Source organism: Corallococcus sp. AB032C (assembly GCF_003668935.1).
Taxonomy (GTDB): domain Bacteria; phylum Myxococcota; class Myxococcia; order Myxococcales; family Myxococcaceae; genus Corallococcus; species Corallococcus exiguus.
The window spans coordinates 88,670-113,005 of record NZ_RAWP01000011.1; the positions used below are offsets into that span (position 1 = coordinate 88,670).

A 24,336-nucleotide genomic window follows, 5' to 3' on the forward strand; every position below is an offset into this window, starting at 1 on the left:
CCGCGCCGCGTCGACGGACACTCCGGGCCGGTCCGCGCGGCGTCCGGGAAGGCCCGATGTTAGGTTGCCGCCCCGATGTCACCCCCGCCGCGGCTCCCCTTCCGCTTCCGTCCCCGCTCGACCCTCGCCCTGTGGGGCCTGGTGCTCGCGTTCGCGGGCTGTGACGGCCGGTCTCCTCAAACCCAGTCGATTCCGGACGCCGGGTCCTGCGTCCAGGGCAACTGCCCGCAGCCCGACAGCGGAACGCCGGTGGATCCATCCGGCACCCGCGTGCGCATCGCGGCGTTCAACGTGCATCGCCTCTTCGACACCGTCTGCGACACGGGCTCCTGCGGCGGCACCAACTACGAGGAGCTGCCCACGCCGGAGCAGTTCGACGCGCAGGTGGGCCAACTCGGCCCGGCCATCACCGCGCTCAACGCGGACATCGTGCTCCTGGAAGAGGTCGAAACGCAGAGCTCGCTGGATGGGCTGCTGAAGAAGGTCCCGCAGTTCCCCCACTCGATGCTCGGGGAGACCTACACCCGGGCGTCGGTGGACGTGGCGGTCCTCTCCCGCCACGCCATCACGGAAGTGCGCAGCCACCGCAACCAATCCCTCTTCAGGCCAGATGGTTCGTCCACCCGCTTCTCGCGCGACCTGCTCGAGGTCCACGTGGACGTGGACGGCACGCGGGTCATCGTCTTCGCGGCGCACTTCCGCTCCAAGGTGGACGACGATCCAGGCCGCCGCGTGGCGGAGGCCAATGGCGCGCGGGAAATCATCCTCGATTCGGCGAGGGAGTTCCCTGACGCGATGATCGTGCTCGGCGGAGACCTCAACGACATCCCCGGCTCGGAGCCCATCAACGCCCTGGACCAGGCCCTGCTGCGCGTCGCGAAGGACCGGCCGGACAACGAGACCTGGACGTATTTCTATTCCGGCAGGGGCCAGGCCATCGACCACCTCTACCTCGCGCCCAACGGGGGCGGCGTCTATGTGCCGGGCTCCTTCCGCGTGGCCCGCGAGCCCACCGGCGGCTACGGCGGCTCCGACCACGGCGCGGTGTACGCGGACTTCGCGCTCACCCCTCCCTGAAGCGCGCGGGACGGCGAGCCCCGCACACTCCCCCGCCCTGTCAGCGCGGTGCCTGTGGACCACCGCACTCGGAAGGCCTCGCATTGACGAGGCAATGACAGCCAGGGAGGAGCCGGGCTCGGCGGCCGATTTCCAGCCCGGCCCCCCTCCCTACCTTCCATGCCATGAAAGCAAGCTCATGGCGCATGCGTGCGGCACGCCACCCTCGGGTGCACAGGCATCCCGTCCTGGAGGGCAGGCCATGATTGAGGTGCGCACCTTCGAAGGTGACGCCTCCGAGGCGTCCTGGTTCCTCAACCGCGTCTGGCAATCCACCTACGGCAAGACGGCCCCGCTCCCCGTCTGGGACTCGCGCTTCTGCGACTGGCGGCTGTTCCGCGGCGGCCAGGCGCCACGCGACTACCTGCTGGCGGCGTACGAGGGAAAGACCTTGGTGGGCACCCTCTTCGCGGAGCCGGCGAAGCTGCGCCTGGGACGCCTGGAAGTGGACGGCAGCTATGGACTGCGGGCCACCGTCACGAACTCCCACCGAGGGCAGGGCATTGGCGCGAAGCTCGCGCACGAGCTGCTCCGGCGGCACCAGGACCGGGCGGCGCGGCTCACCCTGGGCTTCACGACCACGGAGCCCCGCCCACCGGGCTTCTGGAGGCATGCGTGGAACACGCGCCTCTTTGGAGGCCTGGGGATGTGGATGTATGCCTTTGATGCGCGAGCGCTCGCCCGCTGGTCGTTCACGGACAACGAGCGGAGGCTGTTCACGCTGGCGCACCCCTTCCTGCGGCACCGCTTCCGGGAGGCGGACGGACAGGGCATCCGCCCCTACCAGCCGGCGGACCTGGGCCGCTGCACGGCGTTGGTCCACGACATGCTGCGCCCGGTGACGCTGGGCTACACGTACACGACCGAGCAGCTGGCGGCCCAGCTCCAGTACCGCGACGTGCCCCGGACCTTCGTGCTGGAACAGGAAGGCGAGGTGCGCGGGCTGGTGAGCTCGCACAGCCTGTTGATGACGGGCGTGGGCGAGCTCACCGCGGAGGTGGTGGACCTGATGGCCTTCCACGCCTCCGTGTCCACCGAGGACCGGCAGCGGCTGCTCCAGGTGGCCATGCAGGACATGGAGCGCCGGGGCGTGGCGTTCGCGGGCATGTTGCGCGGGCCCGGCACCGCGGCCTGTCTGTTGTTGCGCTCGGGCTGGGTGCCGCTGCCCCGCCGCGCGAAGGTGACGTGCCTGATGCCCATCTGCGACCTGGACATGCCCGCGGACCCGTGCGTCTTCACGCACCTGCGCTGACGCGCGAGCCCTGCACCTTGCGCAACAGCCACACGGCAAGGCGGGCCACGGTCCGCACGCCCCGGCCCGCGCAGACGCACAGCGCGGGGATGACGAGCAGCAGGTACTGCGGCCACTTGGTGTTCCACAGCAGCAGGAACACCAGGCCCACGACGGCGGCCCATGCCCACACGGGCCGCTCGCGCCACGTCCGGGGCAGGCCCAGCACCGCCAGCGGCAACAGCGCCCGTGCGTTGAAGTGCGTGAGGTAGATGCCCGGGTCGGAGCCCGACAGCCACGTGTCCATGAGGAACACGAGCGGCTGGTACCAGGGCAGCCCAGCGCGGCGCACGTGCTCGTTGTGGGAGTAGTTCCAGTGGAAGGTGATGGACTCCCACAGCGACGCGAACGGAGACGCCCACAGGGCCGGGTTCACCAGGATGAACACCGCCGCCGTGGACACGACGATGGCGGCCCACGGGCGCCACCGCGTGCGCGCGCCCGATATCAGGAACGGCAGGAACGTGAGCCCGCCCACCAGGCCATAGGGATACTTCCCCGCCGCGGCGAGCCCCAGCAGCGCGCCGGACATCGCCGTCCATCCCGGCGCGAAGCCCCTTCGCCGGGCGCGTTCGAACGTCAGCAGCGCGAGCACCGCGAGCAGCCCCGGCACCGCCTCCAGGTACGCCTGGGACGTGTACTTCGTGTGGTACGGGTCCCACGCGAGCAGGAGCGCGCCCAACGGATCCACGAGGGCGACGAGCCCCACCTGGAGCACCCCGGCCACCGCGGACAGGCCTCGCGTCACGTTGAACGAGGGGCGCGCGGCGTCCGGGATGGGCCGGCCCATGGGGACGTCCCGCCAGTCCGGCTCTGGAGCGCCCGTCACGCGCACGGCTTCGGCGAAGAGCAGCTTTACCAGCGGCGGGTGTTCGAAGTTCTCCCGGAGCGCGCCGATGTCGCCCCAGCGGCCCTCATCCAGCATCCCGGCGTAGGTGAAGGCGATGGGCAGGTAGACCGCCTCGTCGAAGTCCTGGCCCAGCCGTTCGACTGCTCGGGAGCGCTGCCAGACGGCGACCACGATGGCGACGAGTGCGACGAGGAGGGCCAGCAGGCGCGTGCGGGACACGCGCGCACGGATATCACGAACGTGCGGCCCGCCGAGCAGCCGGGGCATGGCCCTGGTGACGCGCGGCCCGACGCCCCAGCTTTGGAGCATGAGAATCGCTCGCATCCTCACCGTTGCCGCCCTGCTCGCGGGCGGATCCGCCATGGCGAAGAAGAACGACACCGTGGAGCTGCGGACGCCCCGGACGACCGTGCGTGCGAACGTCGACGCGCAGGGCCTCCAGGGTCCGGACCTGAAGCTCCAGCTGTCGGACAACGCGCTGAAGGGCCAGGCCTTCCAGCGCCCCGTGGACCTGAAGCTGTCGGAGCGGCGCATCGAGGGCACGGTGGGAGAGAAACCCGTGGACCTCACCGTGGCCGAGCGTCCGGACGTGGTGGAGATGATGGGCACCTTCGCGGGCGAGCCCTCGTCGCTGACGCTCAGCCCGGACGCACTGATGGGGTCGGTGGGACCGTGTGGCTACAACCTCGTCATCGAGCGGGACCGCAAGCACTACCGGGGCACGCGCGCCTGCGGCGACCTGCGTGAGAACGACGTGTTCGTCTCCATCCCGAAGTCCCTGGAGCGGGAGTCCGCGACCGGGCGCATGGCGGCGCTGAGCGTGCTGCTCGCCCATCCGTGAGCACGGCGATGGTGCGCGGGGCGCGGGTGTAGTGAAGTCCACGCCGTGTCCACCCTTCCCTCCGGCGTCGCGCCCGAGCGCACCATCGGGCCCTTCCAACTGCTGGCCCTGGGCGTCAACGGCATCGTGGGCGTCGGCATCTTCTTCGCACCCGCGGAGGTCGCTGCGCAGGCGCCCGGTCTGGGCGCGGTGTGGGCCTTCGCGCTGACGGGGCTGGCGCTGGTGCCCGTGGCGTTCGCGTTCGCGGTGCTCGGCCGGCGGTTCGACTCGGATGGCGGGCCCGTGGTGTTCGCGAGGGCGGCGTTCGGCGAACGCGTGTCGTTCCTCGTCGGCTGGGTGGCCTACGTCAGCGCCTTCCTGAGCACGTCCGCGGTGATGGCGGGCCTCGCGCGAGCAGTGGCGCCATCGGTGGGCCTGGGCGGGCCCATGGGCGAGCGGCTGCTGGCCTCCGCGCTGGTGACGGGCCTGGCGGCGCTGGTGGCGTCGGGCATCCGAGTATCGGCGAGAACCTGGACAGCGCTCACGGTGCTGAAGCTCGTGCCCCTGGCGGTGCTGTTGGGTGCGTTCTTCTTCCTGACTGACAGGGATGTGCCGCCACCGCTGCCCGCCACGGGAGCGTCCTGGCTGAAGGCGGGCCTGACGGTGATGTTCGCCTACCAGGGCTTCGAAATCGTCCCGGTCATCGCCGGACAGGTGCGCGCCTCCGAGCGCACGGTGCCCATGGCGACGGTGGGCTCGCTGCTCCTGGCGATGCTGCTGTACGTGGGGCTCGTGTGGGCGTGCGTCGCGGCGCTACCGGACCTGGCGCGGGCGGGGGCCCCGCTGGCGCAGGCGGCGGGGGTGTGGGGCGGAGCGGGGCTGGAGCGGTTGGTCGGCGCGGGCACGAGCGTGTCCGCGCTGGGCATCTGCGTGGGGATGATGGTGACGACGCCGCGCTACCTGTCCGCGCTGGCCTCCGGAGAGCGTTCGCTGTTCGGGCTGGAGCGCATGTCCGCGTCGGGCGTGCCCATGCGGGCGCTGGCGGTGACGTGGGCGCTGGTGTTGGGGTTCGTGAACCTGGGGGACTTGTCGGAGCTCTTCGCGCTCTCCGCCATCGCGGTGCTGATGCAATTCGGTGTCACGGCGGCGGCGCTCGCGGTGCTGTCGCTGCGGCGGGAGCGGAACCTGCGGCCGGTGCACGCGCTGCTGGCGGTGCCCACGCTGGTGCTGGGGCTGACGCTGGTGGCCTTCGGCGCGAGCGCGCGGGAGGCGGCGGTGGCGTCGGTGGCCGTGCTCGCGGGTCTGGCGTTGATGCGGCTGTCGCGGCCGAGGGAGCCAGCGCCCGTCCGCCTGCCCTGACGCCTTCGCACGTCAGGAGAGCGGGCAGGCCTTGGGACAACCCGGCACGTTGTGTTGCGAAGGAGGGACCGGGCCGGGACACTCGCGAGGCGATGCTCGGGTATCAGGCGAATGCGCAGTGGCGGGACATGTCTGACTTCGTGGTGCACTTCACGAAGCCCGGGCCCCCGTACCACGATGCCTACCAGAACATGATGAGCATCCTGGGAGCGCGCACGCTCATCCCGGGCGCGGAGGGGTTTGGCATCGCGCGGCGGGAGGCGGCGGTGGCGGACCGGCACCGCTCGGTATGCTTCAGCGAGATTCCGTTGGATCAACTCGCGAGGCTGGTGCAGCGCCGGAGTCTGTACGGCATCGCCTTCCGGAAGAGCTTCATCCTGTCGCAGGGCGGAGGCCCTGTCTGGTACGTGCAATACGGCTCCCCGGCACACCTGGCGATGAAGCACCAGTTGGACCAGGCCCTGGCGGCGAAGGAGCCCCAGAAGGAGCCCGTGTGGGCGGTGACGCCCTTCGTGGACATCCAGGGTGACGCGCACAACGCGCCCTACAGCTACCGCTTCGACTGGGAGCGGGAGTGGCGCGTCCCAGGCCTCATGCGCTTCACGGAGTACGACGTGGCGGCGCTCTTCCTGCCAGAAGAGGTCCACACCGTGGCGAGGGACTTCTTCGCCTGGGCCGTCCGCGAACGCGCGGGTCCGGGCTACTTCTGCCCGGTGTTGGATCCGGGGTGGAAGGCGGAGCAGATCATGGAGGCGCTGGCGAAGCACACGCAGGCGCCGGTCGCGACGGAGCGCAAGAGCGCGCCGGGGTGACCCGCCTCAGGGCTTGTGCTTCTTGAGCCGTCTCTCCAGGTGGGCAACAGGCGAGAAGAAGTAGGCCCGTGCGACCTGCTCTCTCTCCAAGAACCCCGCGGCTTCGAGGTCGAGCAGGTCCTGTCGGGCGGTTTGATAAACCACTCCGTGCCGACGCCGGTGCGACTGGATGTCGTAGCGCGCGGTCGGATGGTGGAGGGCATGCGCCAGCAATTCCCGCTGCCGGGGATTGAGGCCCGAATCCTCCTTGAGGAGGAGATCCACCTGCCGGGCCTCTTGCCCCTTCCGCTCCAGATACGCGTAGAGGTCATCGGTCGCGCGTTGGATGACGTCCAGTTGGTGCAGGAGGAAATAGGTGAGGTCTCCCCGGTCCGTCTCCGTGAACAGGAACGCCCGGCTGTATTGCATCTGGGCGCGCTGGATGATCCGGGAGATGGAGAGGAACTCCGCGATCCAATATCCCTCCCGGATCATGCACCAGTAGAACAGCGCCCGTGCGGTGCGGCCGTTGCCATCCACGAAGGGATGGTCATAGGCGAGCATGAAGTGGATCACGATGGCGCGCACGACGGGATGGATGAAGACGCTCCCATCGGAGCCTTTCGCGAACGCACAGAGCTTCCGCAATCGGGCAGGCAGTTCACTGGCATCAGGGGGGACATGGAGGATCTCTCCACTCGCCCGGTCCTGGACCGTGATGGGCTCATCGCCGCGCCGCAAGCGGCCCTCTTCGCCTGGGTCGAGCGTGTCACGCGTGATGGTTTCGTGAAGCTCCAGGAGCAGTGAGGTCGTCAGAGGCACATGCGCATTCCGGCGCATCAGCTCCATGGCCTGGAAGTTGTTGAAGATCATCCGCTCGTCCTTGGTCCGAGGCGGACGTCCCTGCTCCAGCATCTCCCTGGCGACCTTTCGGGTCGTGGAGGCACCCTCCAGCTGACTGGAAGTGATGGCTTCTTCCATCAACGATTCGACGATGTATCGATCCCGGACGCCCGCATTGGCCAGCTGAGGGTCCGCCAGCTCCAGCCCCTTTCCGAGCTGCCGGTCTATCCGGTGCAGGCCTGAAAGGAGCCCATCAGGACGGGTGAATGAGAACGGCTGCCCCGTCTTATCCAGGAGCGGCAGGTCGGCGCCCAACGTGGTTCGCGCGGTCTTGACCCGGTACCACCACTCCTCATGCGTCATGCCCTCGGGCGCGGGATGCCGGCGAAGCTCGTCCCAATGGAGATAACGCCCGTCGAGCTCTGGCCCCACGGCCTTGTGATCCAGCAGAGCGACAAGGCGCTCCTTCCCTGACCTGGCAACCGTCTGGATGAATGCATGGAGGTCAGGAGGTGTCGCAGGGAGTCGCATGGGCTTGAACTACCAATCTACTACTAATTCCACTGAGAATTAGTAGCGCCCTACCGCACGCGTTCGATGCGGTGCTTGCGGCCCTTGATGCGGCCCTCGCTCAGCCGCTGGAACGCGACCTTCACCACGCGCTTGGAGACGGCGACGAAGGCGTGATGGTCGTGGATTTCAATCTTGCCCACGTCCTCCGCCTTCAACCCGCCCGCCTCGCCCGTCAGCGCGCCCAGGATGTCTCCGGGCCGCATCTTGTCCTTGCGCCCCGCGGAGATGGACAGCGTCTCCCAGCCGGAGATGAGCGACACGCCCGGCACGTTCTCCGGCACCAGCGCGTCCACGTCCCCCTTCTCCAGCTTCACGCCCGTCGTCCCTTCGATGTCCTCCACCTTGCGGCTGTCCGAACGCGTCACCAGCGACAGCGCCAGCCCGCGACGGCCCGCGCGCCCCGTGCGGCCGATGCGATGCACGTACGCTTCCGGCTGCTGCGGCAATTCGTAGTTCACCACCGCGTCCAGCGCCTCCACGTCGATGCCCCGGCCCGCCACGTCCGTGGCCACCAGCACGCGCGTGCTGTGATTGCGGAACTTCGCCATCACCCGGTCCCGGTCGAACTGCTCCAGGTCGCCCTGCAACCCGTCCGCGCTCACGCCCGCCTGCACCAGCGCGCGCGTCAGCTCCACCACCACCGCCTTGAAGTTGCAGAACACGATGGCGGAGGCCGGCTGGTGCTGGCGAAGGAGCCGCAACAGCAACACCTGCTTCTCCTCCGGCGTGCACGCGTACCCCACCTGCTGGATGTCCGGCGCGGCCTCCTCCTGCGCCAGCGACACCCGGACGGGGTCCTTCTGGAACGCGCGGCTCAGCTTCTCGATGTCGTCCGGGAACGTCGCGGAGAAGAGCACCGTCTGCCGCTTCGAGGGCGTTGCCCCAAGCACCCGCTCCATGTCCTCCCGGAAGCCCATGTCCAGCATCCGGTCGGCTTCATCCAGAACCACCGTGGCCAGGTGCCGCGTGTCCAGCACCTCGCGGTCCAGCAGGTCAATGATGCGCCCGGGCGTCCCCACGCCGATGTGCACGCCCTTCTCCAGCGCCTCCACCTGCGGCCGGATGGGCTGCCCTCCCGCGAGCGCCAGCACCTGCACGCCCGGCATCCGCCGAGCCAGCCGGCGAATCTCTCCCGCCACCTGAGCGCACAGCTCGCGAGTGGGGCAGAGCACCAACGCCTGGAGCCGGCGGTCCTGCGTGAGCTTCACCTTCTGAAGGATGGGCAGCGCGAACGCCGCCGTCTTCCCGCTGCCCGTGCGTGCCTGGCCTACCAGGTCCTTTCCCTGCAACAGCACCGGGATGCTCTGTGCCTGGATGGGGGTGGCGGTCTTGAACTCCAGCTCCTCCAGCACCTGGAGCAGCGGGGGCGACAGCGAGAGCGCGGAGAATTCCATCGGAGCCTCGGGGGACGGAGGCACGGGGCGCCTCGGGAGATCGCGCCCTTGTACCAGCCTTCCCACGCCGGACAAGCCCGGCGCCCCCCTACCCCGCCCAGCCCGCCGCCTCGCTCGCCGTCGCCTGGGCCAGCTTCGCCGCGGCCGCCGGGTCCACGCGCGCCGTGACGAGCACCCCGATGACCGCGCCCAGCAGCAGCTCCACCCGGCGCGCCACCGTCTTGCGAGGCAGCACGCCCGCCCGGGCCGCGCCCTCCAGGGCCCGCGCCAGGTGGCCTCGCAGCAGCGCCCGGTAGTCCTCCACCGCCTGCTTTGCCTCCGCGTCATGCGGACCCAGCTCCGTCGCCGTGTTCACCAGCAGGCAACCCCGCCGGGTCAGCGCTGGCGGCGCGGTGGCCATGGTCGCCGCGAGCGACTCGAAGTACTCCGTCACCTGCGCCAGGCCCGGCGCGTCCTTCGCGAAGACACCCAGGCGGGGCCCGATGACCTCCTGGAGGTACAGCGAGATGGTCCGCGCGAACAGCCCGCGCTTGCTGTCGAACGTCTGGTACAGGCTGGAGCGGTTCAGCCCCGTCGCGGCCTCCAGGTCCGACAGCGACGTCGCCTCGTAGCCGCGCGACCAGAACACTCCCAACGCCGCCCGCACCGCCTCTGTCTCGTCGAACGCCCGCGTCCGCGCCACGTCACCCTCCTTGACAATTCTGAACTGACCGTTTCAATATGAATTCGGAACTGACTGGTTCAGAATATCCCAACCCCGGAGGGGGAGTCATCATGTCGCCACTGGCACAGGTCTTCGCGGTCATCGCCGCGCTCATCCACGTGTTGTTCTTCGTGATGGAGAGCATCGTCTTCTCGCAGCCGAAGGTGTGGAAGCGCTTCGGGCTGAAGTCGCAGGCGGACGCGGACGTGGTGAAGCCGATGGCGCTCAACCAGGGCTTCTACAACCTGTTCCTCGCCGTGGGCGTGCTGGTGGGCGTGGCGCTGGTGCACTCGGGCGCGGTGGCGTCGGGCGTGGCGGCGGTGGTGTTCGGCTGCGGGTGCATGCTGGCGGCGGCGGTGGTGCTGGTGAGCAGCAACCGGAAATTCCTCGTGGCCAGCATCGTCCAGGGCGGGCTTCCGGCGCTGGCCATCTCGCTCGTCGTCTTCTGAGGGGCGTTGCGCTCAGGGCGTGACGGTCTCGAAGACGTCGGCGTCTGGAAGGGTGAGGACGGTCCGGCCCGCTTCGCCCAGCTTCTCGCGCGGGACGTCCCGGAAGCGCTGCACGAAGCTGGCGGACGGGCGCAGAGTGAGAGCCTGGCCGGTGTCGCGGTTGCGGAACGTGGTCGCGACGTCCTCCGGCGAGGGTGTGGTCTCCAGCGACAGGTTGAGCTTGCCCAGGCTGGCGCCGGTGGCCGCCGCCGCGCCGTCCGCGACGCAGGTGTATTGGACCTTCGCCGGGCTGTGATGGACGACCTCCAGCTTGAAGCTGCCCCGGGGCAGGCCCAGCTGCCGGAGCGCGTAATCGCCCATCCGGTAGCCCGCGACCGCCCACGGCCCCGCGCCACCATGCACCAGCGCCACCCGTTCCAGCGCGCCCGGTTCAGCGGGTGCGGGCACGGTGGGCTTTGCGCCCGCGCAGCCCAGGGTGAGGCCCAGCGTGACGGTGAGCAGAAAGTGGCGGCGCAGGGTCATCGGTGGCTCCGGTGAAAGACAGACGGAGCGTTCTACCCGCAAGCGGCGAGCCATGGCGACACATGGCTCCGGCCATACCGTCTGCTCAGAGCGCGTAGCCGACCATCAGTGACGCGGAGGCCCTGGGCACCAGTGCCGTGCCGGAGTCTCGCTTCGCCATGACGCCTCCGGCGGAGGCGCTCAGCAGCATCGACAGGCGGCTTCGCACGTCCAGCCGCACGCCCCCGGTGACGAGCCCCAGAGGCTCCAGCCCGAAGCGCGCATCTTCGTCCGGGATGCGCGACTGGAAGACGGCCAGTGCCCCGGCCTCCAGCGCGCCGCTGAACGTCCAGGCTCCGAGCTTCCAGTGCGGCCCCGCGCCCAGCCTCAACTCCAGCTCCGTCTGCTGAAAGGACACCCTGCTGCCCGTCCCCCTCCGCACCGCGAGCCCCAGGCCTGATGTGTCCACGCCCGGGAGCAGCCGCCCTTCGCGCACCAGGCGCACGTCCAGGCCCGCGAGCGACGACAGGCCCGACACGATGCCCGACGTCAGCGATGGCCCTACCGCGACCAGCAGCGCCGACCCCGCGCCACCCTTTCGCGCGAGCCTCATCCTCGCGGCCTGCTCCAGGGGCTCGCCACCCACCGACACGGTTCCGTCGAGCGGCACCCTCACCGACCGCTCCAGGTATCCGTCCTCTGCTCGCAGCAGCAGCCGGTACGCGCCGGGCGCCACGGCCAGCGTCGTGGGGCCCTCGCCCTTCTCCAGCTCCGCCACCAGCGCGCCACTCTCCGACGCCATGACAAGCCAGCGCCCCGGGGCCTTCACGTCGAGCGTCAGGCGGCCTCGTGCGCGCTGGGGCTCGGAGAGGATCAACTCTCCGCGGCCGCTCAGGTCCATGCGAAACGTAGGGCGTTGCATGCCTCCCGGTGAGACGAGCGTGGACTCCAGCGTCCTCGCGTAGGCGTAGCGGTAGGCCTCTTCCAGCGTGACGCGACCATCTCGCGAAGCATCGGCCGCTCCGCGCAACCCCACCGCCAGGTGGTGCGTGAAGAAGGAGCCCTGCAACGCATCCGACTCCTGCGCGTACTCATCCGCGCCAGACGCGCTGATGACGACCCGGCCCTCCAGGTCCGAGGCCTCCATCGTGATGGGCGCCGCCACAGGCTTCAAGCCCTTCAATCGCGTGGCGACACCGGAGCGGCACGAGTCCAGGATGAGCAACCCCACGCCCACCGGCGCGCCCTTGAGGAAGTCCACCAGCTCGCGCATCGGCAGCTCGGTGCCGCGCAGGTGCAGGCTGCCATCTCCCGCGTGCGACGACACGTAGAGCAGGAGCCAATCCCTCGGCGAGGCTTCCACGGCCAGCCGCGCCCGGAAGCGCGCCAGGGCTTCGCGCAGCTTCGCGGCATCCGTGCCCAGCAGCGTCATCGTGCGCTCTGGCGACACGGTGCCCACTTCCTGGAGCACCTCGCGCATCCGCTGCGCGTCCGTCTCCGCGAAGCGCAGCCGCTCCTCGTTGGCCAGGCCCTGGTTCTCTCCCACGACCAGCGCCCAGCGGCGCGGCGCTTCCTCCGCGGCGACGCCCGGAAGCGGTCCCAGCACCATCAACAGCACCGCGAGCAGCCGCCCACACACGCCCAGAGCCCAGCGGCGCAGCGCCTCCGCCTCACTCCGGAGCGGGAGCGATACCGCGAACACCCGAACGCCCAGGCCCAACGCGCGGCTCACGGCACGACCCTCAGCAGCGTGCGCGCCTGCGCCTTCCCGATGGCATCCGGCGTCGCCACCTCCAGCGGGCCCTGCCCCTTCCCGCGTGCCTCCGCGACGCGCGCCGTGAGCGCCTCGCGCGCCTGAGCCACGTCCAGCGGCGCATCCGAGAAGAACGCATGCAACGCCACCGACCCCGGCGTCACTTCCAACGCGGGGAACAACCGGACCTCCGCCCCCGGCTCCACCGTGCCGCTCGTCTGGCCTTCCCTCGGCCAGAGCGGATCCACCGCGCCCGCTTCATCCACCGCGAGCACCAGCACGTTCCGGTACGGCCCCGTGCCCACCGCCAGCGTCACCTGCTCGCCGGGCCTCGCGTCCTGCACCGGCGTGCCCTGCACGGACAGCAGCCGCAGCGCCACGGTCCCCTTCAGCCGCACGCCGTCCTCCGCGCCTCGCGGCACGTAGACGACCAGCGCGAGCCCCACCGCCAGCGCGGTCACCAGCGGCACGCCCCAGCTCCACCAGGGCCTCGCGGACCGGGCGCGCTGCTCCTCCAACCTCGCCAGCACCGCCTTCGCGCGCGGCTGTGCCAGGCTCGACGCGCGTGCCTGCCGCATCCGCTCGGCGCTCATCCCGCAGGCCGGGCAGGCGGCCACGTGCCGCTCCGCGCGACCCGAGGCATCCAGCCCCGACAGCCACTCGTCCAGCTCCAGCCGTGTCAGATGCTCAGCCACGCTCCGCCTCCAACGCGTCCGGCAGCCGCCCCAGCTCCGCCGCCTTCTTCCGGATGGAGTCCAGGTCGCGGACGATGGTCTTTCGCGACACGTCCAGCATCCCGGCGATCTCCTCCTGGGTCAGCCCGTCGAAGAAGTGCAGCGTGGCCACTTCCAGCTCGCGCTCGCCCATCCGCCCCACGAGGTGGCGGATGAAGTCCGCGGCCTCCCACTGGCTGGGCGTGAGCGCCGCGGCCTCCGGCGCCTCCAGGAGCACCGGCTCCCGCAGCTGGCGCGAGCGCAGCGCGTTGAGACACAGGTTGGTGGTGACGCGGTACACGTACGTCATGGGACGGGCCTCCCGTCGGAACCGCGCGCCAGCCGTCAACATGCGCTCGAAGACCTCCTGGACGATGTCCCAGGCATCGGCATCGCGTCCCAGCAGCGCGAGCGCGCGACGGTGCACCACGGGCGCGAAGCGCTCGTAGAGCTCCCTGAGCTCCTCCGCACCGAGCCCGCTCGCCATCCGATGGGTCCGACCTTCCTTTTCGTCCTTGAGACACCCGGCCCCGGCGGCCTGGGACATCGCATCGCATCCGCGATGGGCTGTGGGATAATAGTCGTACCCCGGCGGCATGTCCCAGGCCGGCCGCACCGGGTGTCCCAACCGCCGTGAAACGACTCGCCATCGCCATCCTCGTCGCGCTCCTGGGCGCCTGCTTCGACCCGCTCTACGAGGACCCGGACGAACCAGGCGAAGAGTCCTGGGCCGTCTGCTGCGTCCGCAACCAGGTGGACACCTGTCTCTGCGAGGACTCCAACGGCTGTGAGATCCGCTTCCAGGCGTGCTCGGCCGGCACCTGCACGCCGTCGCTCCGGGACAGCTGCGAGACCCTCCATGGCAGCCAGGACGGCGGCACGAGCGTTGACGGAGGCGCCGGCGTCGACGCGGGCACCAGCACCGACGGCGGCGTCATCATCGAGGACGGCGGCGTCATTATCGAAGACGGCGGCGTCATCATCGAAGACGGCGGCGTCAGCACCGACGCGGGCACCAGCACCGACGCGGGCACCAGCACCGACGCGGGCGTGGACGCCGGCACCGACGCGGGCACCCCACCGGTGGTGAACTACGAGCCGTGCTGCGACCCGTCCACCCGCCGGGTCACCACCTGCCGCTGCGAGGCCACGGGCTGCTCCAGCGCTTCCTTCACGCCCTGCGCGTCCGGCCGCTGCGCACTCAACGGGGAGTCATGCGGATAAGGTCTCCCGCGGGATGAAGGGCACCTTCCATTCGCTGCGCGGCTACAACTACCGGACGTGGGCGGCCGGAGCGCTCGTGTCCAACGTGGGCACGTGGATGCAGCGCACCGCCCAGGACTGGCTCGTCCTCACCCAGCTCACCCACAACAACGCCACGGCCGTGGGCGTGGTCATGGCGCTCCAGTTCGCGCCGCCGCTGTTGTTCCTTCCCCTGACGGGCTTCGCGGCGGATCACTTTGACCGGCGCAAGCTCCTGTTCGCCACGCAGGCGGCCCTGGGCGCCCTGGCGCTGGGACTGGGGCTGCTCACGCTCTCCGGACACATCCGGCTGTGGCACGTGGACGTGTTCGCGTTCCTCCTGGGGTGCGTCACCGCGTTCGATGCCCCCGCGCGCCAGACGTTCGTATCGGAGCTGGTGGGCGAGGAGGACCTCGCCAACGCCGTGGCGCTCAACTCCACCTCGTTCCACGCCGCGCGCATGCTCGGTCCTGCCATCGCGGGGCTGCTCATCTCCGCCGTGGGCTCCGGGTGGATGTTCGTCCTCAACGCGGCCTCGTTCGGCGCCGTGCTCTGCTCGCTGAGCATGCTTCGCGTGCATGAACTGCACGTGAGGGACCGGGCGCTCCACACGCGTGGGGGCCTGATGGAGGGCTTCGTCTACGTCGGGAAGCGGCCCGACCTGGTGGCGGTGCTGACCATGTTCTTCCTCATCGGCACCTTCGGCCTCAACTTCCCCATCTTCATCTCCACCATGGCCGTGCGCGTCTTCGGCCAGGGCGCCAGCGGTTACGGGCTCCTCACGTCCATCATGGCCATCGGCTCGGTGACGGGCGCGCTGCTCTCCGCCCGGCGCGCGCAGCCTCGCATCGGCCTGCTGGTGACGGGGGCCGCGGTCTTCGGAGCGGGGCTCACGCTCGCGGCGCTGATGCCCGTCTATGCCCTCTTCGCCGTCACGCTCGTCGTCATCGGCGTGTCCGCGCAGACCTTCACCACCACCGCGAACAGCCTGGTGCAGCTGTCCACCGACCCGTCCATGCGCGGGCGCGTGCTCGCCATCCTCCTGGCCATCGCGCTGGGCGGCACGCCGCTGGGTGCGCCCATCGTCGGGTGGGTCGCGGACACGTTCGGTCCCCGCCAGGCGTTGGGCGTGGGCGCCGCGGCGGGCTTCGTCGCGGCGCTCATCGGACTGCGCTACCGCGCGAAGGCGGCGGCTACTTCTTCTCCAGGATGACGGCGTAGAACTCGATGCCCACGCCCTGCCGGTCCTCCTCGGTGATGGAGTCGTCCGGCAGCCCCAGGAACCGGCTCACGGTCTGCACGCCACCGGGGCCCGGCGTCCACGGCTTGCAGAGCTCCAGGTACTCCGGCAGGGAGAACAGCTCGAAGCTCTCCCCCATCTTCTGGAACATGCCCACGAACTGCTCCCACTGGGGCGTCGTCTTCGCGGGGTCCTTCGTCTCGAACGTGGTGAAGAGCCGGGAGCCCGGCGCGGCCCAGTCGTAGAGGTCGCGGAAGAACTTCCGGTTCTCCTCCGCCTTGAGGAACACGGTGATGCCGTTGGCGCCCAGGGCCACCTTGCGCTCGCCGCCCAGGAAGTCGCGCACGTCCGGGCGCTCCAGGAAGGACCTCGCCTGGCGGATGTCGCACTCCAGGTAGCGCACGCGCGGGTCGTTCCCCAACAGCACGCGAGCCTGCGCCATCGTCAGCGGGTTGATGTCCGAGTACAGCACCTTCACGCCCGGCGGCAGCACGCCGTGCACGTGGTCGTTGGTGGGCAGGCCGGACGCGAAGTCCACCCAGTGCGTGAAGCCCTCCGTGGACAGCCGCTTCGCCGCGACCTGGAGGCACGCGCGCAGCATCCGCACCCACTTCCGCGTGGAGGGCAACAGCGAGAACATGTACTCCGCCGCCTGCCGGTCCGCGTCGAAGTTGTGCGTGCCGCCCAGCGTGTAGTCGTAGATGCGTGCCGCGTCGGGAACCTGGGGATTCACGCCCGGCACGCGGGCCAGCTCGTTCACATCCATGGTCATCGCTCCATCCGGTTCGGGCCCCCCGCCCGCGTCGTGCGACTGCCCTCGTCGACGGGTGAGCCTGCTGCCCGGGCATTGTGCCGGTCCGCTCGCGCGGTTGCACACTTCCTACGGAGCGACGCCCGCGACCTGGCGCAGCAATTCCAGCGGCCCCAGCGCGGCGACCGCGTCGAACTGCTCGGGCGTGCGCACCAGCAGCGACCCCGCGAAGCCCAGCGCGTTGACGTTGACGCCCAGGTGCTCCGCGCGGCTCCGAGGCACGAGCAGCATCCAGTCCCGGGTGACGAGCAGGTTGTACGGCGCGTGCTCCGCCAGGCCCAGCCCGTCCCGCAGGAGCCGGTACGCCGCCAGCATCCGCGCGCCCTGCCCCGGCGCGCCCCACGGCCCCAGGCCCGCCAGCAGGTGCGCGAACGGCAGTGACTCCGCGGCCACCACGCGGCCCGGCCCCGGCAGCACGGGGAACAGCGCCTCCACGGGCGCGCGCAGGCGGTCTGGCCCCAGCGGCGGCACCAGCTGCAGGTGCTTGTGGCGCTGGCTGGCGCCGGCCGTCTCCCCCGCGTTGTAGAAGGCCAGCCCGTCCAGCCCCTCCAGGCACGTGGAGAGCGCGTCGAAGTCCGCGGGCGTCAGCAGCGCGTCCTGCGACTCGAAGGCCCGCGTCACCAGCAGCAGGTGGTGCTCCACGACGTTGAACTTGTTGAGCAGACACACGTGCGCGGGCGCCACGTCCCCCAGCACCAGGTCCGGCTCCGGGTTCGCGAACGGGTTGAACGGCTCCGAGCCAGACGGCGCCGGACGCTTGCGCTCCTTGAGCGCCACCCGCCCCAGCACGCGCACCTGGAACTCCGTGCTCGCGGCCGGCACCGTGCGCGCTTCCGTGGCGATGGGCTGGAGCGCCCCGGTCTCCAACGCGTGGCGGGTGACATCCAGCGTGCGGGGCCACAGGGCGGCGGGCGTCAGCGGTGTGGCGTTCACGGGCGGGCTCCTGGCGCGAGACCTTCCAGTCTGTGCCGTCCGCTGACCCAAGCGTCAACCGGCTTCCGGTGGGAGAACGCTCCGGATGTCCGCCTCAGCGCGGAGGAGGACGGAAGACGTACTGGTACACCTGCGGCTCGCTGCCGGGCGGGTACTGGGCGTCCATGAAGGCCACGTGTGCGCTGTGGGTGATGAGCACGTCCTGGAGGCTGTCGTAGAGAACCACCACGTTCGTGGCCTTCCCCGTGGGGTCCAGGTCCACGCGCACCTTCAGGTTGCCCTTGAGGTCCGGCTTCTCCATCAGGTGCTCCAGGTACAGCGCCACCAGCCCCAGCGACACCCGGTCGTAGATCTGCTCCACCGTGCCCTTCGCGGGCGAAGCGGGCAGGTGCAGCTTCTTGGTCAGCTGCGCGGCCTCCTCCGCCGCCTCGGGCACCGGCCGCTCCGGAGCGGCAAGCGCCGCGCGGTACGCCGCCATGGCTTCGAAGTAGCGCTCCAGCTTGAGCAACAGCCGCGCCCTCCGCACCTGGATGTCCGCGCGCTCCGGGGCCAGCGCCGCCGCCTGATCCAACCGCGCTTCCGTGGCGGCCACGTCCTGTTTCGCTTCCGCCAGCGTCGCCAGCCGTAGGAGCGGTTCGGGATCCTTGGGCGTCGCCGCGGCCAGGCGCACCAGGGCCTTCGCCTCGTCCTCCGGGCGGTCGAGCTCCACGGCGAGCTTCACCCACGTGGAGAGCACCGCGGGCTCCGCGCCCCCGAGCGTCGAGTAGCGCTCCAGCATCTTCACCGCCTGCGCCTTGTCACCCGCGGCGAGCCACGCCTCCGCCTGCCGCCGGTGCGCCTCGCGGTCATGCGGCTGGAGCGCGACGAGCAGCGCGCCGGCCTCCGCGCCCGCCTTCGCGTCTCCGGCCTCGCGCGCCAGTCGCGACAACACCTGGAGCGCCTCCGGCTGCTCGGGCCAGTCCTTCACCGAGCGGACCAGCAACGCGCGCGCCTCCGCCGCGGCTCCCGGCCGGCCCGCCAGGAGCAGCGCCAGGTCCGTGCGGAAGCGCGGGATGTCCAGCTTCGTCAGCGCCTCACGCAGCCGGGCTTCCGCCTCCGCGGGCTTGCCCTCCGCCTGGAGCCGCAGTCCGTCCGCCCAGAGCGCGGGCGCGAAGCCGGGCACCGCCTTGCGCGCGGTCTCCAGCGGCGCGGCAGCGTCCTTCAACATGCCCCAGCGCACGTAGACGAGCCCCATCCCCACGTGCGGCCACGGGTTCTCCGGGTACACCACCGCCAGCGCCTTGAACTCGGCGAAGCTCTCGTCCGAGGGCAGCGCGAGGAAGGCCCGGTACACCCGGGGCATGGGGTCCTTGGGAGCCTTCGCCTGCTGCGCGTCCAGCTCCGTGCGCAGCGTGCTGGGGCTGCCCTGGACCCGCGCCGTATCCACCCGCTGGAGCATCGCCATGCCGTCCGCGGCCGGCGCGGGCACCGGCCGGGCGCCCAGGGCCGGGAGCGCGCACAGCACGGACAGCAGCAGGCACGTCAGGACACGGGACGTCATCGGGAGGTCAGCCAGGGGGAGCCAGGGCGCCCGGACGCTACCAGATGGACGCTCCCCGCGAGGGCTGGGAGTGTTTACGCACCTTGCGTGAATTTCGCGGATACACGTGATGTTTCACGGGTGCGGGAACGGGTGGAATGGCCCTGGAGGATGACCGCGCTTTCGGGCGTTGGACGTCGCCCGGGCGGTAGGTCTTGACCAGAACGCGCGGTGCTGGGCGGAATGGCCCCCATGGCCACCGCCGAGAAACTCGTATTCCCGACCATCGTCGAAGGACTCTTCGTCCGGGGACTTTCCGGGAAGGTGCCCTTTGCCCTCAAGGAGCAGCTGCGCAAGGAGGGCCTGGACCTGGACCGGCCCCTGCAGCCCGCGTACTCGCTGGACACGTGGACGCGCTGCGTGGCGCTGACGGCGAAGACGCTGCACCCGGAGCAGCCGGATCCGGTGGCGTGGCGGATGCTCGGCGAGCGGATGATCGACGGCTACCGCGACACGATGGTGGGCCGGGCGCTGCTGGGCGTGCTGCGGCTCATCGGGCCCAAGCGGATGCTCCTGCGCACGCAGCACAGCTTCCGCACCGGCAACAACTACACCGAGGTGCGCATCACCGAGCGCGGCGAGCGCGAGGCGGACCTGTGGCTCAACGAGCCCGGCCTGCTGCGCTACTTCAAGCAAGGCGTGATGCTGGCCACGGTGCGCGCCGCCAGCGGCCCGGCCACGCAGGTGGACGTGGTCCAGTTCGACGACGACAGCGTCACGTACCGCGTGTCCTGGGGCGCTCCGGGAGCCTGAGTCACCAGCGTCCCCCTGCTCGCGGATCCGCGACCCCGGGGCCCCTTGCTCGCACCGGGCCCCATCTGCCAGCGTGAGGGTCTGCGCGCGGCGTCGGGGCCGTGAACGCCGCGCGAAGAGGGGGATTCATCCAAATGCCGTCGCGCAAGCGCGCCAACCTGCCGCGCTGGAACGGTCATCAGCAGGGGTTCTTCGAAATCTGGTTCCTGGTGGTGCTCGACCCGGGCGGAGACCGCGCCTGGTGGTTGCGCTACACGCTGTTCACGCCCGCGCCGGGAAGCGGCGGCGAGCCTCGCGCCACCCTGTGGGCGGCGGCGTTCGACTGCGCGTCCCAGGACCGGCCCGCGGTGGCGCTCAAGGCCATCCATCCGGCCTCCGCGTTCACGGCGCTGCCGAACGGCGGCGTGCGCATCGCGGACTCGGAGCTGACGCCCGGCCACGTCCACGGCCAGGTGGCCAGCGGCGGGCACTCCATCGCGTGGGACCTGCGCTTCCAGGGCGGACACCCCGAGCCCGTGCGCCGCGAGCCGCGAGGCACCGCGCTGTTGCCCCTGCCCACGCAGGTGGCCCACGTGCACGACGACGTCCTCTTCGAAGGCACGGTGACGGTGGACGGCGAGCGCATCGACGTGAAGGGCGCGCCCGGCCTGCAGAAGCACCTGTGGGGCCACCGGCGGTTGGAGGAGCTGACGTGGCTGTATTGCCCGCGCTTCTCCGAGGACCCGGACGCGCGGCTGGAGATCATGGCGGTGCGCGCGAAGCGCAAGCGGGGCCACCCGCGGCTGTCGCCCATCTACCTGCGCACGCGAGACGCCGAGCACACGTTCCATGAAATGCCCCACGTGCTCTTGTCGCGCGTGACTTCGCCCGCGTCCGGCGAGCTGTCCTTCCGCGCCGCGTCCGCCACCGTGGCCGTGGAGGGCCGTGCGTGGTGCGACCCGCGCACGCTGGTGGGCTACGCGTACCGCGACCCCACGGGCTGGGACGTGATGGTGGCCCAGAGCGATGTGGCCCGCTGCGAGGTGCAGCTCTTCTCCCGGCCCCACCCCTTCGCGGCGTGGAAGCCCACCGGGAAGCTGACCTCCACCGTGGGCGCGCTGGAGTTCCACGGCCCGGAGCAGATGCCGGGCGTGCGCTACATCCCCTGGGACGGCACCGCGCTCGAAGCGGAAGGCGCACCCGACGAGGATGCGCCGGCCCTGGGAACGGGCTGACGCCGGGCCACCCGCCTCCGCCTTCGGGGAGGGAGGGGCTTATGGGACGGGGCCCGAGGCACTGCCCGGGTGGCGCCCAGGCCTTGAGGGGGAGGACCTTCCCCCGCCTGTGGATGGGGACGGCCGTGGCCACCCTCTGGGGTGACGGCCCGCCGCTCCCCTGAAACCCATGCGCCACCGACTGCGGAGACACCTCCAGTCGCTCCTCCGGGTGGACCCCGGAAGACCGGCCCTGTGGGCGGGCATCCGGGCCGCCGTCGCCACCGCCCTGCCCCTGTGTCTGTCCTTCCTGACCACCGTGCCCCAGGCCGGCTGGGCGGGCCTCACGGGGCTGCTCGTCACGCTCGCGGACAAGGGCGGTTCCTACCGCGTGCGGGCGCGCGTCATGGGAGTGGTGACGGTGCTGGGGGCGCTGGTCGGCCTGCTCGCCGCGCCCGCGGGCCACACGTACTGGATGGACGCCACGCTGCTGCTCCTGGGCGTCACGGCGGCGAACTTCGCGCGCTGCTACGGCGAGACAGCGGGCTCCGTGGGAGGGCAGCTCGCCGTCATCTTCGTCGTGTCGCTGGGCGCGCCCACCGCATCGCCGCGAGAGGCATTGCTGCGAGGCGCGGCGCTGCTGCTGGGCGGGCTGTGGGCGATGGCGCTGTCACTGCTGCTGTGGCCGCTCAGGCCCTATCGCCCCGCGCGCCGGGCGGTGGCGCAGGTGTACGCGGGGCTCGCGATCGCGGCGGAGGACCTGGGGAGGGCCACGCGGGAGGGCGCCACGGCCGAGTCGTGGGCCGCGGGGCTGAAGCGCCACGCGCGGATCCGCCCAGACCTCGAACGGGCACGCGACGTGCTCGCGGCCACGCGGCGCGGGAGGCCGGACGAGTCCCGGCGCGGCGAACACCTGCTGGTGCTGGTGGAGCTGGTGGAGCCCATGGTGGCGCTGCTCAGCGCGCTGGCTGAAGCCATGCAAGTGGTGGGGCGCGACCCGCACATGCACGCCACGCGCGAACGGGTCATCAAGCTGTGCGAGGCCTTCGGCGCGATGGACCAATGGGTATCGCGAGCGCTGCGACAGGAGCGCAACGAGGGCATGCGCGAGCCGCCCCGGCTGGCGCTGAGACCCCGTCGCCGGCAGCCCACGAGGATGGCCGTGCCACCGGTGCGGCGGAGCGCGGAGGGGCCGCTGTCCACGCACGTCGCCACGCTGCTGGACCGGCTGCGCGAGCACGCGGGCGTGGCGCACGAGACGGCGTCGGGCCTGCTCTTCGGAGACCCGGTGTCGGCGCGAGGCAGGGGCACGGTGGGCGGTCCCAGACAGGCGCCGGGGTTCTCCCTGTGGCGGCCGATTCGCGACCACCTGCACGCGGACTCGGTGGTGCTGCGGCACGCGCTGCGCACGGGGATGGTGGCCACGGCGGCGCTGGGGCTGACGCGGGCATTGCAGGTGGGCGACGCGCACTGGGTGAGCCTCGTGGTCATCTCCATCCTCCAGCCCTACGCGGGCAGCACGGAGGAGCGCGTACTCCAGCGCACGCTGGGGACGCTGGTGGGCGCGAGCCTGGCGGCGCTCATCGCGACCACGGTGCACACGCCGCCGATGATGATTGGCGTCATCAGCGTGCTGACGGCCATCTCCGTGGCGCTGCTGCCGCTGAACTTCGGCGCGTTCCAGGTCCTGCTCACGCCGGACTATCTCTTGATGGCCACGCTCAGCTCCGGGGACTGGACGGTGGCGTCGCAGCGCTCGCTGGGCGTGCTCATCGCGGGGGCGCTGGCGCTGGTGGGCTCCTGGACGCTGTGGCCCAGCCCGGAGCGCCGCCGCTTCCCGGACGCGGCGGCCTCCGCCCTGCGCGCGGACGGGAAGTACCTGCAACAACTGGTCACCCACCGCAGCGGCACGGAGCCCGCGGTGAACGAGGAGCGCCGCCTCCTGGACCAGGCGCTGCTGGAGGCGGAGTCATCCTTCCAGCGGCTGATGACGGAGTACCGGGGCCCGCCCGGGCACCTGGAGCCGGGCATGGCGCTGCTCACCTACGCGCGCAGGTTCGCGCTGGCGGTGACGGCGCTGGGCACGGGGCGCTTCGATGGGAGGACCTCCACGGTGCTGCCGCAGCAGTTGGCGCAGCGGGCCAGCGACAGCCTGGAGCTGCTCGCCAGCGCGTTGCAGGAGCGGCGCGAGCCCCCGCCCCTGCCGGCCCTCGCGCTGCCACGCACCAGTGACGACCCCGTGCTGGGCGCGCTGCTGGAGCGCGTGCCCCGGCAGCTGGGCATCCTGCACGGCGCGGTGGCGCGGATCAGCGAGGATCCGTCGCTGCGCTGACGGACTTGGGCGGGGCGCAGGCGGACTGGTAGTCCTGGAGCTTGCGCTGAAAGCGCTCCCGTTCCGGCGCGGGCCACTCCGCGGGCAGCAGCTCCACGGCCTTCTGTTGTTCGGCCAGTGCGGCGGTGCACTGCTTCAGCCCGAACCGCGCGGCGGCGGCGGTCTCCAGCACATAGGGATTGTGGCTGCGTCGCACGAAGGGACGCACCGCGCCGAGGGCCGGCGCATACTGGCCTGACTGCACGAGCTGCCACGCGGCCTCGCTGGCGGCCCACCCGCTCCTGGGCGACAGAAAGTGGGTGCGGGCGACGGCCTGGAGATAGAGCGGATCCTCTGGAGCATGCTTCGCGAGCTCCAGAGCGAGGTTGAGCCATGCCGAACGGCTCTCGGGATTCTGGCGGACCCGCAGCCGGGCCCATTCCAGTTCTTGATGCCTGTTCAACGTGATCCCCTGCGGAACGAAGCGCACGTTGAAGGTGTAGTCGACACTCACGGGGTGCCCCGAGAGGGTCACGGGACGGTAGCGAGCCGCCTGAATCGCCGCGAGGTTCTGCTCGACGCCGGGAAGCCGCGCCCCTTCCACGACCTTGCAGTCACGCACCTGGCCATCCGCGCCGATGCGGCATTGGAAGACCATGAAGGCGAACGCACCTTCCCTGAGCAACGCCTCGGGATATGTGAGGGCCGCTGGCGAGACCGGCTCCGGACGGGTGAACGCCTTGGACGCGAACCCGCAAGCTTCGGCGAGACCTGCGTCACACGCGGCCACGATGTTCCGGAATGCGCTGAGGGCTGCATCCTCGCCGGGGGTGCCACGCAGCGTCCTGACCGCCTCCTCGAAGACGAGAGGTGCCTGCGCTGGCTCCAGTTCGAGCGGCGGCCGCGGCGCTTCCTCGCCCCCAATCGCGACGTCCCACATCCCCGACGCCGGGAGACCCTTCTTCGACTGGAAGGCCTCCATCGCGAACATCAGATGGCCATGACTCGCGGGCAGGGTCGGGACGCCCGAATGGGCACATCCGGTGAATCCAAGCAGCAGGGACAGGAACAGCCAGCTCCAACGCATGGGTCCGCACTCTAGACCGCGAGGCAGCGCC

23 protein-coding genes are annotated in these 24,336 nt (G+C 70.9%); 11 read left to right on the forward strand and 12 right to left on the reverse strand.

Going from position 1 to position 24,336, the window contains the following annotated elements:
- The first annotated feature begins 75 nt into the window (after positions 1-75).
- Positions 76-1,077, forward strand: coding sequence for an endonuclease/exonuclease/phosphatase family protein (locus tag D7X99_RS07120; RefSeq protein WP_121777086.1), 1,002 nt, complete (start codon positions 76-78; stop codon positions 1,075-1,077).
- 241 nt (positions 1,078-1,318) lie between these two features.
- Positions 1,319-2,368, forward strand: coding sequence for a GNAT family N-acetyltransferase (locus D7X99_RS07125; RefSeq protein WP_121777087.1), 1,050 nt, complete (start codon positions 1,319-1,321; stop codon positions 2,366-2,368).
- Here the strand turns inward: D7X99_RS07125 and D7X99_RS07130 are convergent.
- Positions 2,352-3,566, reverse strand: coding sequence for a hypothetical protein (locus D7X99_RS07130; protein WP_147476049.1), 1,215 nt, complete (start codon positions 3,564-3,566; stop codon positions 2,352-2,354). The genes D7X99_RS07125 and D7X99_RS07130 overlap by 17 nt on opposite strands.
- On the opposite strand from D7X99_RS07130, the gene D7X99_RS07135 reads away from it, so the two are divergent.
- The 3 genes from D7X99_RS07135 (at position 3,565) to D7X99_RS07145 (ending at position 6,248) form a co-directional block, all read left to right on the forward strand.
- Positions 3,565-4,098: a hypothetical protein gene (locus D7X99_RS07135; RefSeq protein ID WP_147476050.1), complete on the forward strand. Its 534-nt coding sequence runs from the start codon at positions 3,565-3,567 to the stop codon at positions 4,096-4,098. The two genes, D7X99_RS07130 and D7X99_RS07135, sit on opposite strands and share 2 nt — an antisense overlap.
- An 84-nt stretch (positions 4,099-4,182) precedes the next feature.
- Positions 4,183-5,436 (forward strand): APC family permease, encoded by a 1,254-nt coding sequence (locus D7X99_RS07140; protein WP_121777133.1) that lies wholly within the window; start codon positions 4,183-4,185, stop codon positions 5,434-5,436.
- 128 nt (positions 5,437-5,564) lie between these two features.
- On the forward strand, positions 5,565-6,248 hold the full coding sequence (locus tag D7X99_RS07145) for an abortive infection system antitoxin AbiGi family protein (RefSeq protein ID WP_233597515.1): 684 nt from the start codon (positions 5,565-5,567) through the stop codon (positions 6,246-6,248).
- Between the two features lie 6 nt (positions 6,249-6,254).
- Here D7X99_RS07145 and D7X99_RS07150 read toward each other — a convergent pair whose 3' ends face one another.
- From D7X99_RS07150 to D7X99_RS07160, 3 genes are all read right to left on the reverse strand, one after another.
- On the reverse strand, positions 6,255-7,601 hold the full coding sequence (locus D7X99_RS07150; RefSeq protein ID WP_121777090.1) for a Fic family protein: 1,347 nt from the start codon (positions 7,599-7,601) through the stop codon (positions 6,255-6,257).
- Positions 7,602-7,651: 50 nt separating this feature from the next.
- Positions 7,652-9,037 (reverse strand): ATP-dependent RNA helicase DbpA, encoded by a 1,386-nt coding sequence (dbpA, locus tag D7X99_RS07155; RefSeq protein ID WP_121777091.1) that lies wholly within the window; start codon positions 9,035-9,037, stop codon positions 7,652-7,654.
- Positions 9,038-9,125: 88 nt separating this feature from the next.
- Complete coding sequence (locus D7X99_RS07160; protein WP_121777092.1) at positions 9,126-9,719, reverse strand: TetR/AcrR family transcriptional regulator; 594 nt, start codon at positions 9,717-9,719, stop codon at positions 9,126-9,128.
- A 92-nt stretch (positions 9,720-9,811) separates the two neighbouring features.
- Here D7X99_RS07160 and D7X99_RS07165 point away from each other — a divergent pair, with 92 nt between their 5' ends.
- Positions 9,812-10,189, forward strand: coding sequence for a DUF1304 domain-containing protein (locus D7X99_RS07165; RefSeq protein WP_121777093.1), 378 nt, complete (start codon positions 9,812-9,814; stop codon positions 10,187-10,189).
- Positions 10,190-10,201: 12 nt separating this feature from the next.
- Here the strand turns inward: D7X99_RS07165 and D7X99_RS07170 are convergent, their stop codons facing one another.
- The 4 genes from D7X99_RS07170 to D7X99_RS07185 form a co-directional block, all read right to left on the reverse strand.
- Positions 10,202-10,711: a formylmethanofuran dehydrogenase subunit E family protein gene (locus tag D7X99_RS07170; RefSeq protein WP_121777094.1), complete on the reverse strand. Its 510-nt coding sequence runs from the start codon at positions 10,709-10,711 to the stop codon at positions 10,202-10,204.
- A gap of 85 nt (positions 10,712-10,796) precedes the next feature.
- Positions 10,797-12,422 carry a caspase family protein gene (locus D7X99_RS07175; protein WP_121777095.1) on the reverse strand — a complete coding sequence of 542 codons (1,626 nt, stop codon included), beginning with the start codon at positions 12,420-12,422 and terminating at the stop codon, positions 10,797-10,799.
- Positions 12,419-13,138, reverse strand: coding sequence for a hypothetical protein (locus tag D7X99_RS07180; RefSeq protein ID WP_121777096.1), 720 nt, complete (start codon positions 13,136-13,138; stop codon positions 12,419-12,421). The genes D7X99_RS07175 and D7X99_RS07180 overlap by 4 nt, the downstream gene beginning before the upstream one ends.
- Positions 13,131-13,643, reverse strand: coding sequence for a sigma-70 family RNA polymerase sigma factor (locus D7X99_RS07185; RefSeq protein ID WP_121777097.1), 513 nt, complete (start codon positions 13,641-13,643; stop codon positions 13,131-13,133). The genes D7X99_RS07180 and D7X99_RS07185 overlap by 8 nt, the downstream gene beginning before the upstream one ends.
- A gap of 146 nt (positions 13,644-13,789) precedes the next feature.
- On the opposite strand from D7X99_RS07185, the gene D7X99_RS07190 reads away from it, so the two are divergent.
- Together D7X99_RS07190 and D7X99_RS07195 are read left to right on the forward strand one after the other, a co-directional pair.
- Positions 13,790-14,380: a hypothetical protein gene (locus D7X99_RS07190; RefSeq protein WP_121777098.1), complete on the forward strand. Its 591-nt coding sequence runs from the start codon at positions 13,790-13,792 to the stop codon at positions 14,378-14,380.
- A 13-nt stretch (positions 14,381-14,393) separates the two neighbouring features.
- Positions 14,394-15,611, forward strand: coding sequence for an MFS transporter (locus D7X99_RS07195; RefSeq protein ID WP_121777099.1), 1,218 nt, complete (start codon positions 14,394-14,396; stop codon positions 15,609-15,611).
- Here the strand turns inward: D7X99_RS07195 and D7X99_RS07200 are convergent.
- From D7X99_RS07200 to D7X99_RS07210, 3 genes are all read right to left on the reverse strand, one after another.
- Complete coding sequence (locus tag D7X99_RS07200) at positions 15,592-16,404, reverse strand: SAM-dependent methyltransferase (protein ID WP_121777134.1); 813 nt, start codon at positions 16,402-16,404, stop codon at positions 15,592-15,594. The two genes, D7X99_RS07195 and D7X99_RS07200, sit on opposite strands and share 20 nt — an antisense overlap.
- A 114-nt stretch (positions 16,405-16,518) precedes the next feature.
- Positions 16,519-17,382, reverse strand: coding sequence for an ATP adenylyltransferase (locus D7X99_RS07205; RefSeq protein ID WP_121777100.1), 864 nt, complete (start codon positions 17,380-17,382; stop codon positions 16,519-16,521).
- Positions 17,383-17,476: 94 nt separating this feature from the next.
- Positions 17,477-18,922 (reverse strand): hypothetical protein, encoded by a 1,446-nt coding sequence (locus D7X99_RS07210; RefSeq protein ID WP_121753445.1) that lies wholly within the window; start codon positions 18,920-18,922, stop codon positions 17,477-17,479.
- 231 nt (positions 18,923-19,153) lie between these two features.
- Here D7X99_RS07210 and D7X99_RS07215 point away from each other — a divergent pair, with 231 nt between their 5' ends.
- From D7X99_RS07215 to D7X99_RS07225, 3 genes are all read left to right on the forward strand, one after another.
- Positions 19,154-19,714, forward strand: a complete 561-nt coding sequence (locus D7X99_RS07215) for a DUF2378 family protein (protein WP_120563545.1) — start codon at positions 19,154-19,156, stop codon at positions 19,712-19,714.
- 134 nt (positions 19,715-19,848) lie between these two features.
- On the forward strand, positions 19,849-20,928 hold the full coding sequence (locus tag D7X99_RS07220) for a hypothetical protein (RefSeq protein WP_121777101.1): 1,080 nt from the start codon (positions 19,849-19,851) through the stop codon (positions 20,926-20,928).
- A gap of 169 nt (positions 20,929-21,097) precedes the next feature.
- The gene (locus D7X99_RS07225; RefSeq protein WP_121777102.1) at positions 21,098-23,239 is read left to right on the forward strand and encodes an FUSC family protein; all 2,142 of its coding nucleotides are present in this window, start codon (positions 21,098-21,100) and stop codon (positions 23,237-23,239) included.
- Here the strand turns inward: D7X99_RS07225 and D7X99_RS07230 are convergent.
- Positions 23,214-24,305, reverse strand: coding sequence for an energy transducer TonB (locus tag D7X99_RS07230; protein ID WP_158626943.1), 1,092 nt, complete (start codon positions 24,303-24,305; stop codon positions 23,214-23,216). The genes D7X99_RS07225 and D7X99_RS07230 overlap by 26 nt on opposite strands.
- Between the last annotated feature and the right edge of the window lie 31 nt (positions 24,306-24,336).

What these genes read in the sequence shown, in the direction of transcription:
- D7X99_RS07120 (WP_121777086.1), top strand. Translation starts at nt 76, where the DNA reads ATGTCACCCCCGCCGCGGCTCCCCTTCCGCTTCCGTCCCCGCTCGACC.
- D7X99_RS07165 (WP_121777093.1), top strand. Translation starts at nt 9,812, where the DNA reads ATGTCGCCACTGGCACAGGTCTTCGCGGTCATCGCCGCGCTCATCCAC.
- D7X99_RS07200 (WP_121777134.1), bottom strand. Translation starts at nt 16,404, where the DNA reads ATGGATGTGAACGAGCTGGCCCGCGTGCCGGGCGTGAATCCCCAGGTT.
- D7X99_RS07150 (WP_121777090.1), bottom strand. Translation starts at nt 7,601, where the DNA reads ATGCGACTCCCTGCGACACCTCCTGACCTCCATGCATTCATCCAGACG.
- dbpA (WP_121777091.1), bottom strand. Translation starts at nt 9,037, where the DNA reads ATGGAATTCTCCGCGCTCTCGCTGTCGCCCCCGCTGCTCCAGGTGCTG.
- D7X99_RS07125 (WP_121777087.1), top strand. Translation starts at nt 1,319, where the DNA reads ATGATTGAGGTGCGCACCTTCGAAGGTGACGCCTCCGAGGCGTCCTGG.
- D7X99_RS07145 (WP_233597515.1), top strand. Translation starts at nt 5,565, where the DNA reads ATGTCTGACTTCGTGGTGCACTTCACGAAGCCCGGGCCCCCGTACCAC.
- D7X99_RS07130 (WP_147476049.1), bottom strand. Translation starts at nt 3,566, where the DNA reads ATGCTCCAAAGCTGGGGCGTCGGGCCGCGCGTCACCAGGGCCATGCCC.
- D7X99_RS07210 (WP_121753445.1), bottom strand. Translation starts at nt 18,922, where the DNA reads ATGACGTCCCGTGTCCTGACGTGCCTGCTGCTGTCCGTGCTGTGCGCG.
- D7X99_RS07195 (WP_121777099.1), top strand. Translation starts at nt 14,394, where the DNA reads ATGAAGGGCACCTTCCATTCGCTGCGCGGCTACAACTACCGGACGTGG.
- D7X99_RS07220 (WP_121777101.1), top strand. Translation starts at nt 19,849, where the DNA reads ATGCCGTCGCGCAAGCGCGCCAACCTGCCGCGCTGGAACGGTCATCAG.
- D7X99_RS07135 (WP_147476050.1), top strand. Translation starts at nt 3,565, where the DNA reads ATGAGAATCGCTCGCATCCTCACCGTTGCCGCCCTGCTCGCGGGCGGA.
- D7X99_RS07185 (WP_121777097.1), bottom strand. Translation starts at nt 13,643, where the DNA reads ATGGCGAGCGGGCTCGGTGCGGAGGAGCTCAGGGAGCTCTACGAGCGC.
- D7X99_RS07225 (WP_121777102.1), top strand. Translation starts at nt 21,098, where the DNA reads ATGCGCCACCGACTGCGGAGACACCTCCAGTCGCTCCTCCGGGTGGAC.
- D7X99_RS07170 (WP_121777094.1), bottom strand. Translation starts at nt 10,711, where the DNA reads ATGACCCTGCGCCGCCACTTTCTGCTCACCGTCACGCTGGGCCTCACC.
- D7X99_RS07215 (WP_120563545.1), top strand. Translation starts at nt 19,154, where the DNA reads ATGGCCACCGCCGAGAAACTCGTATTCCCGACCATCGTCGAAGGACTC.
- D7X99_RS07230 (WP_158626943.1), bottom strand. Translation starts at nt 24,305, where the DNA reads ATGCGTTGGAGCTGGCTGTTCCTGTCCCTGCTGCTTGGATTCACCGGA.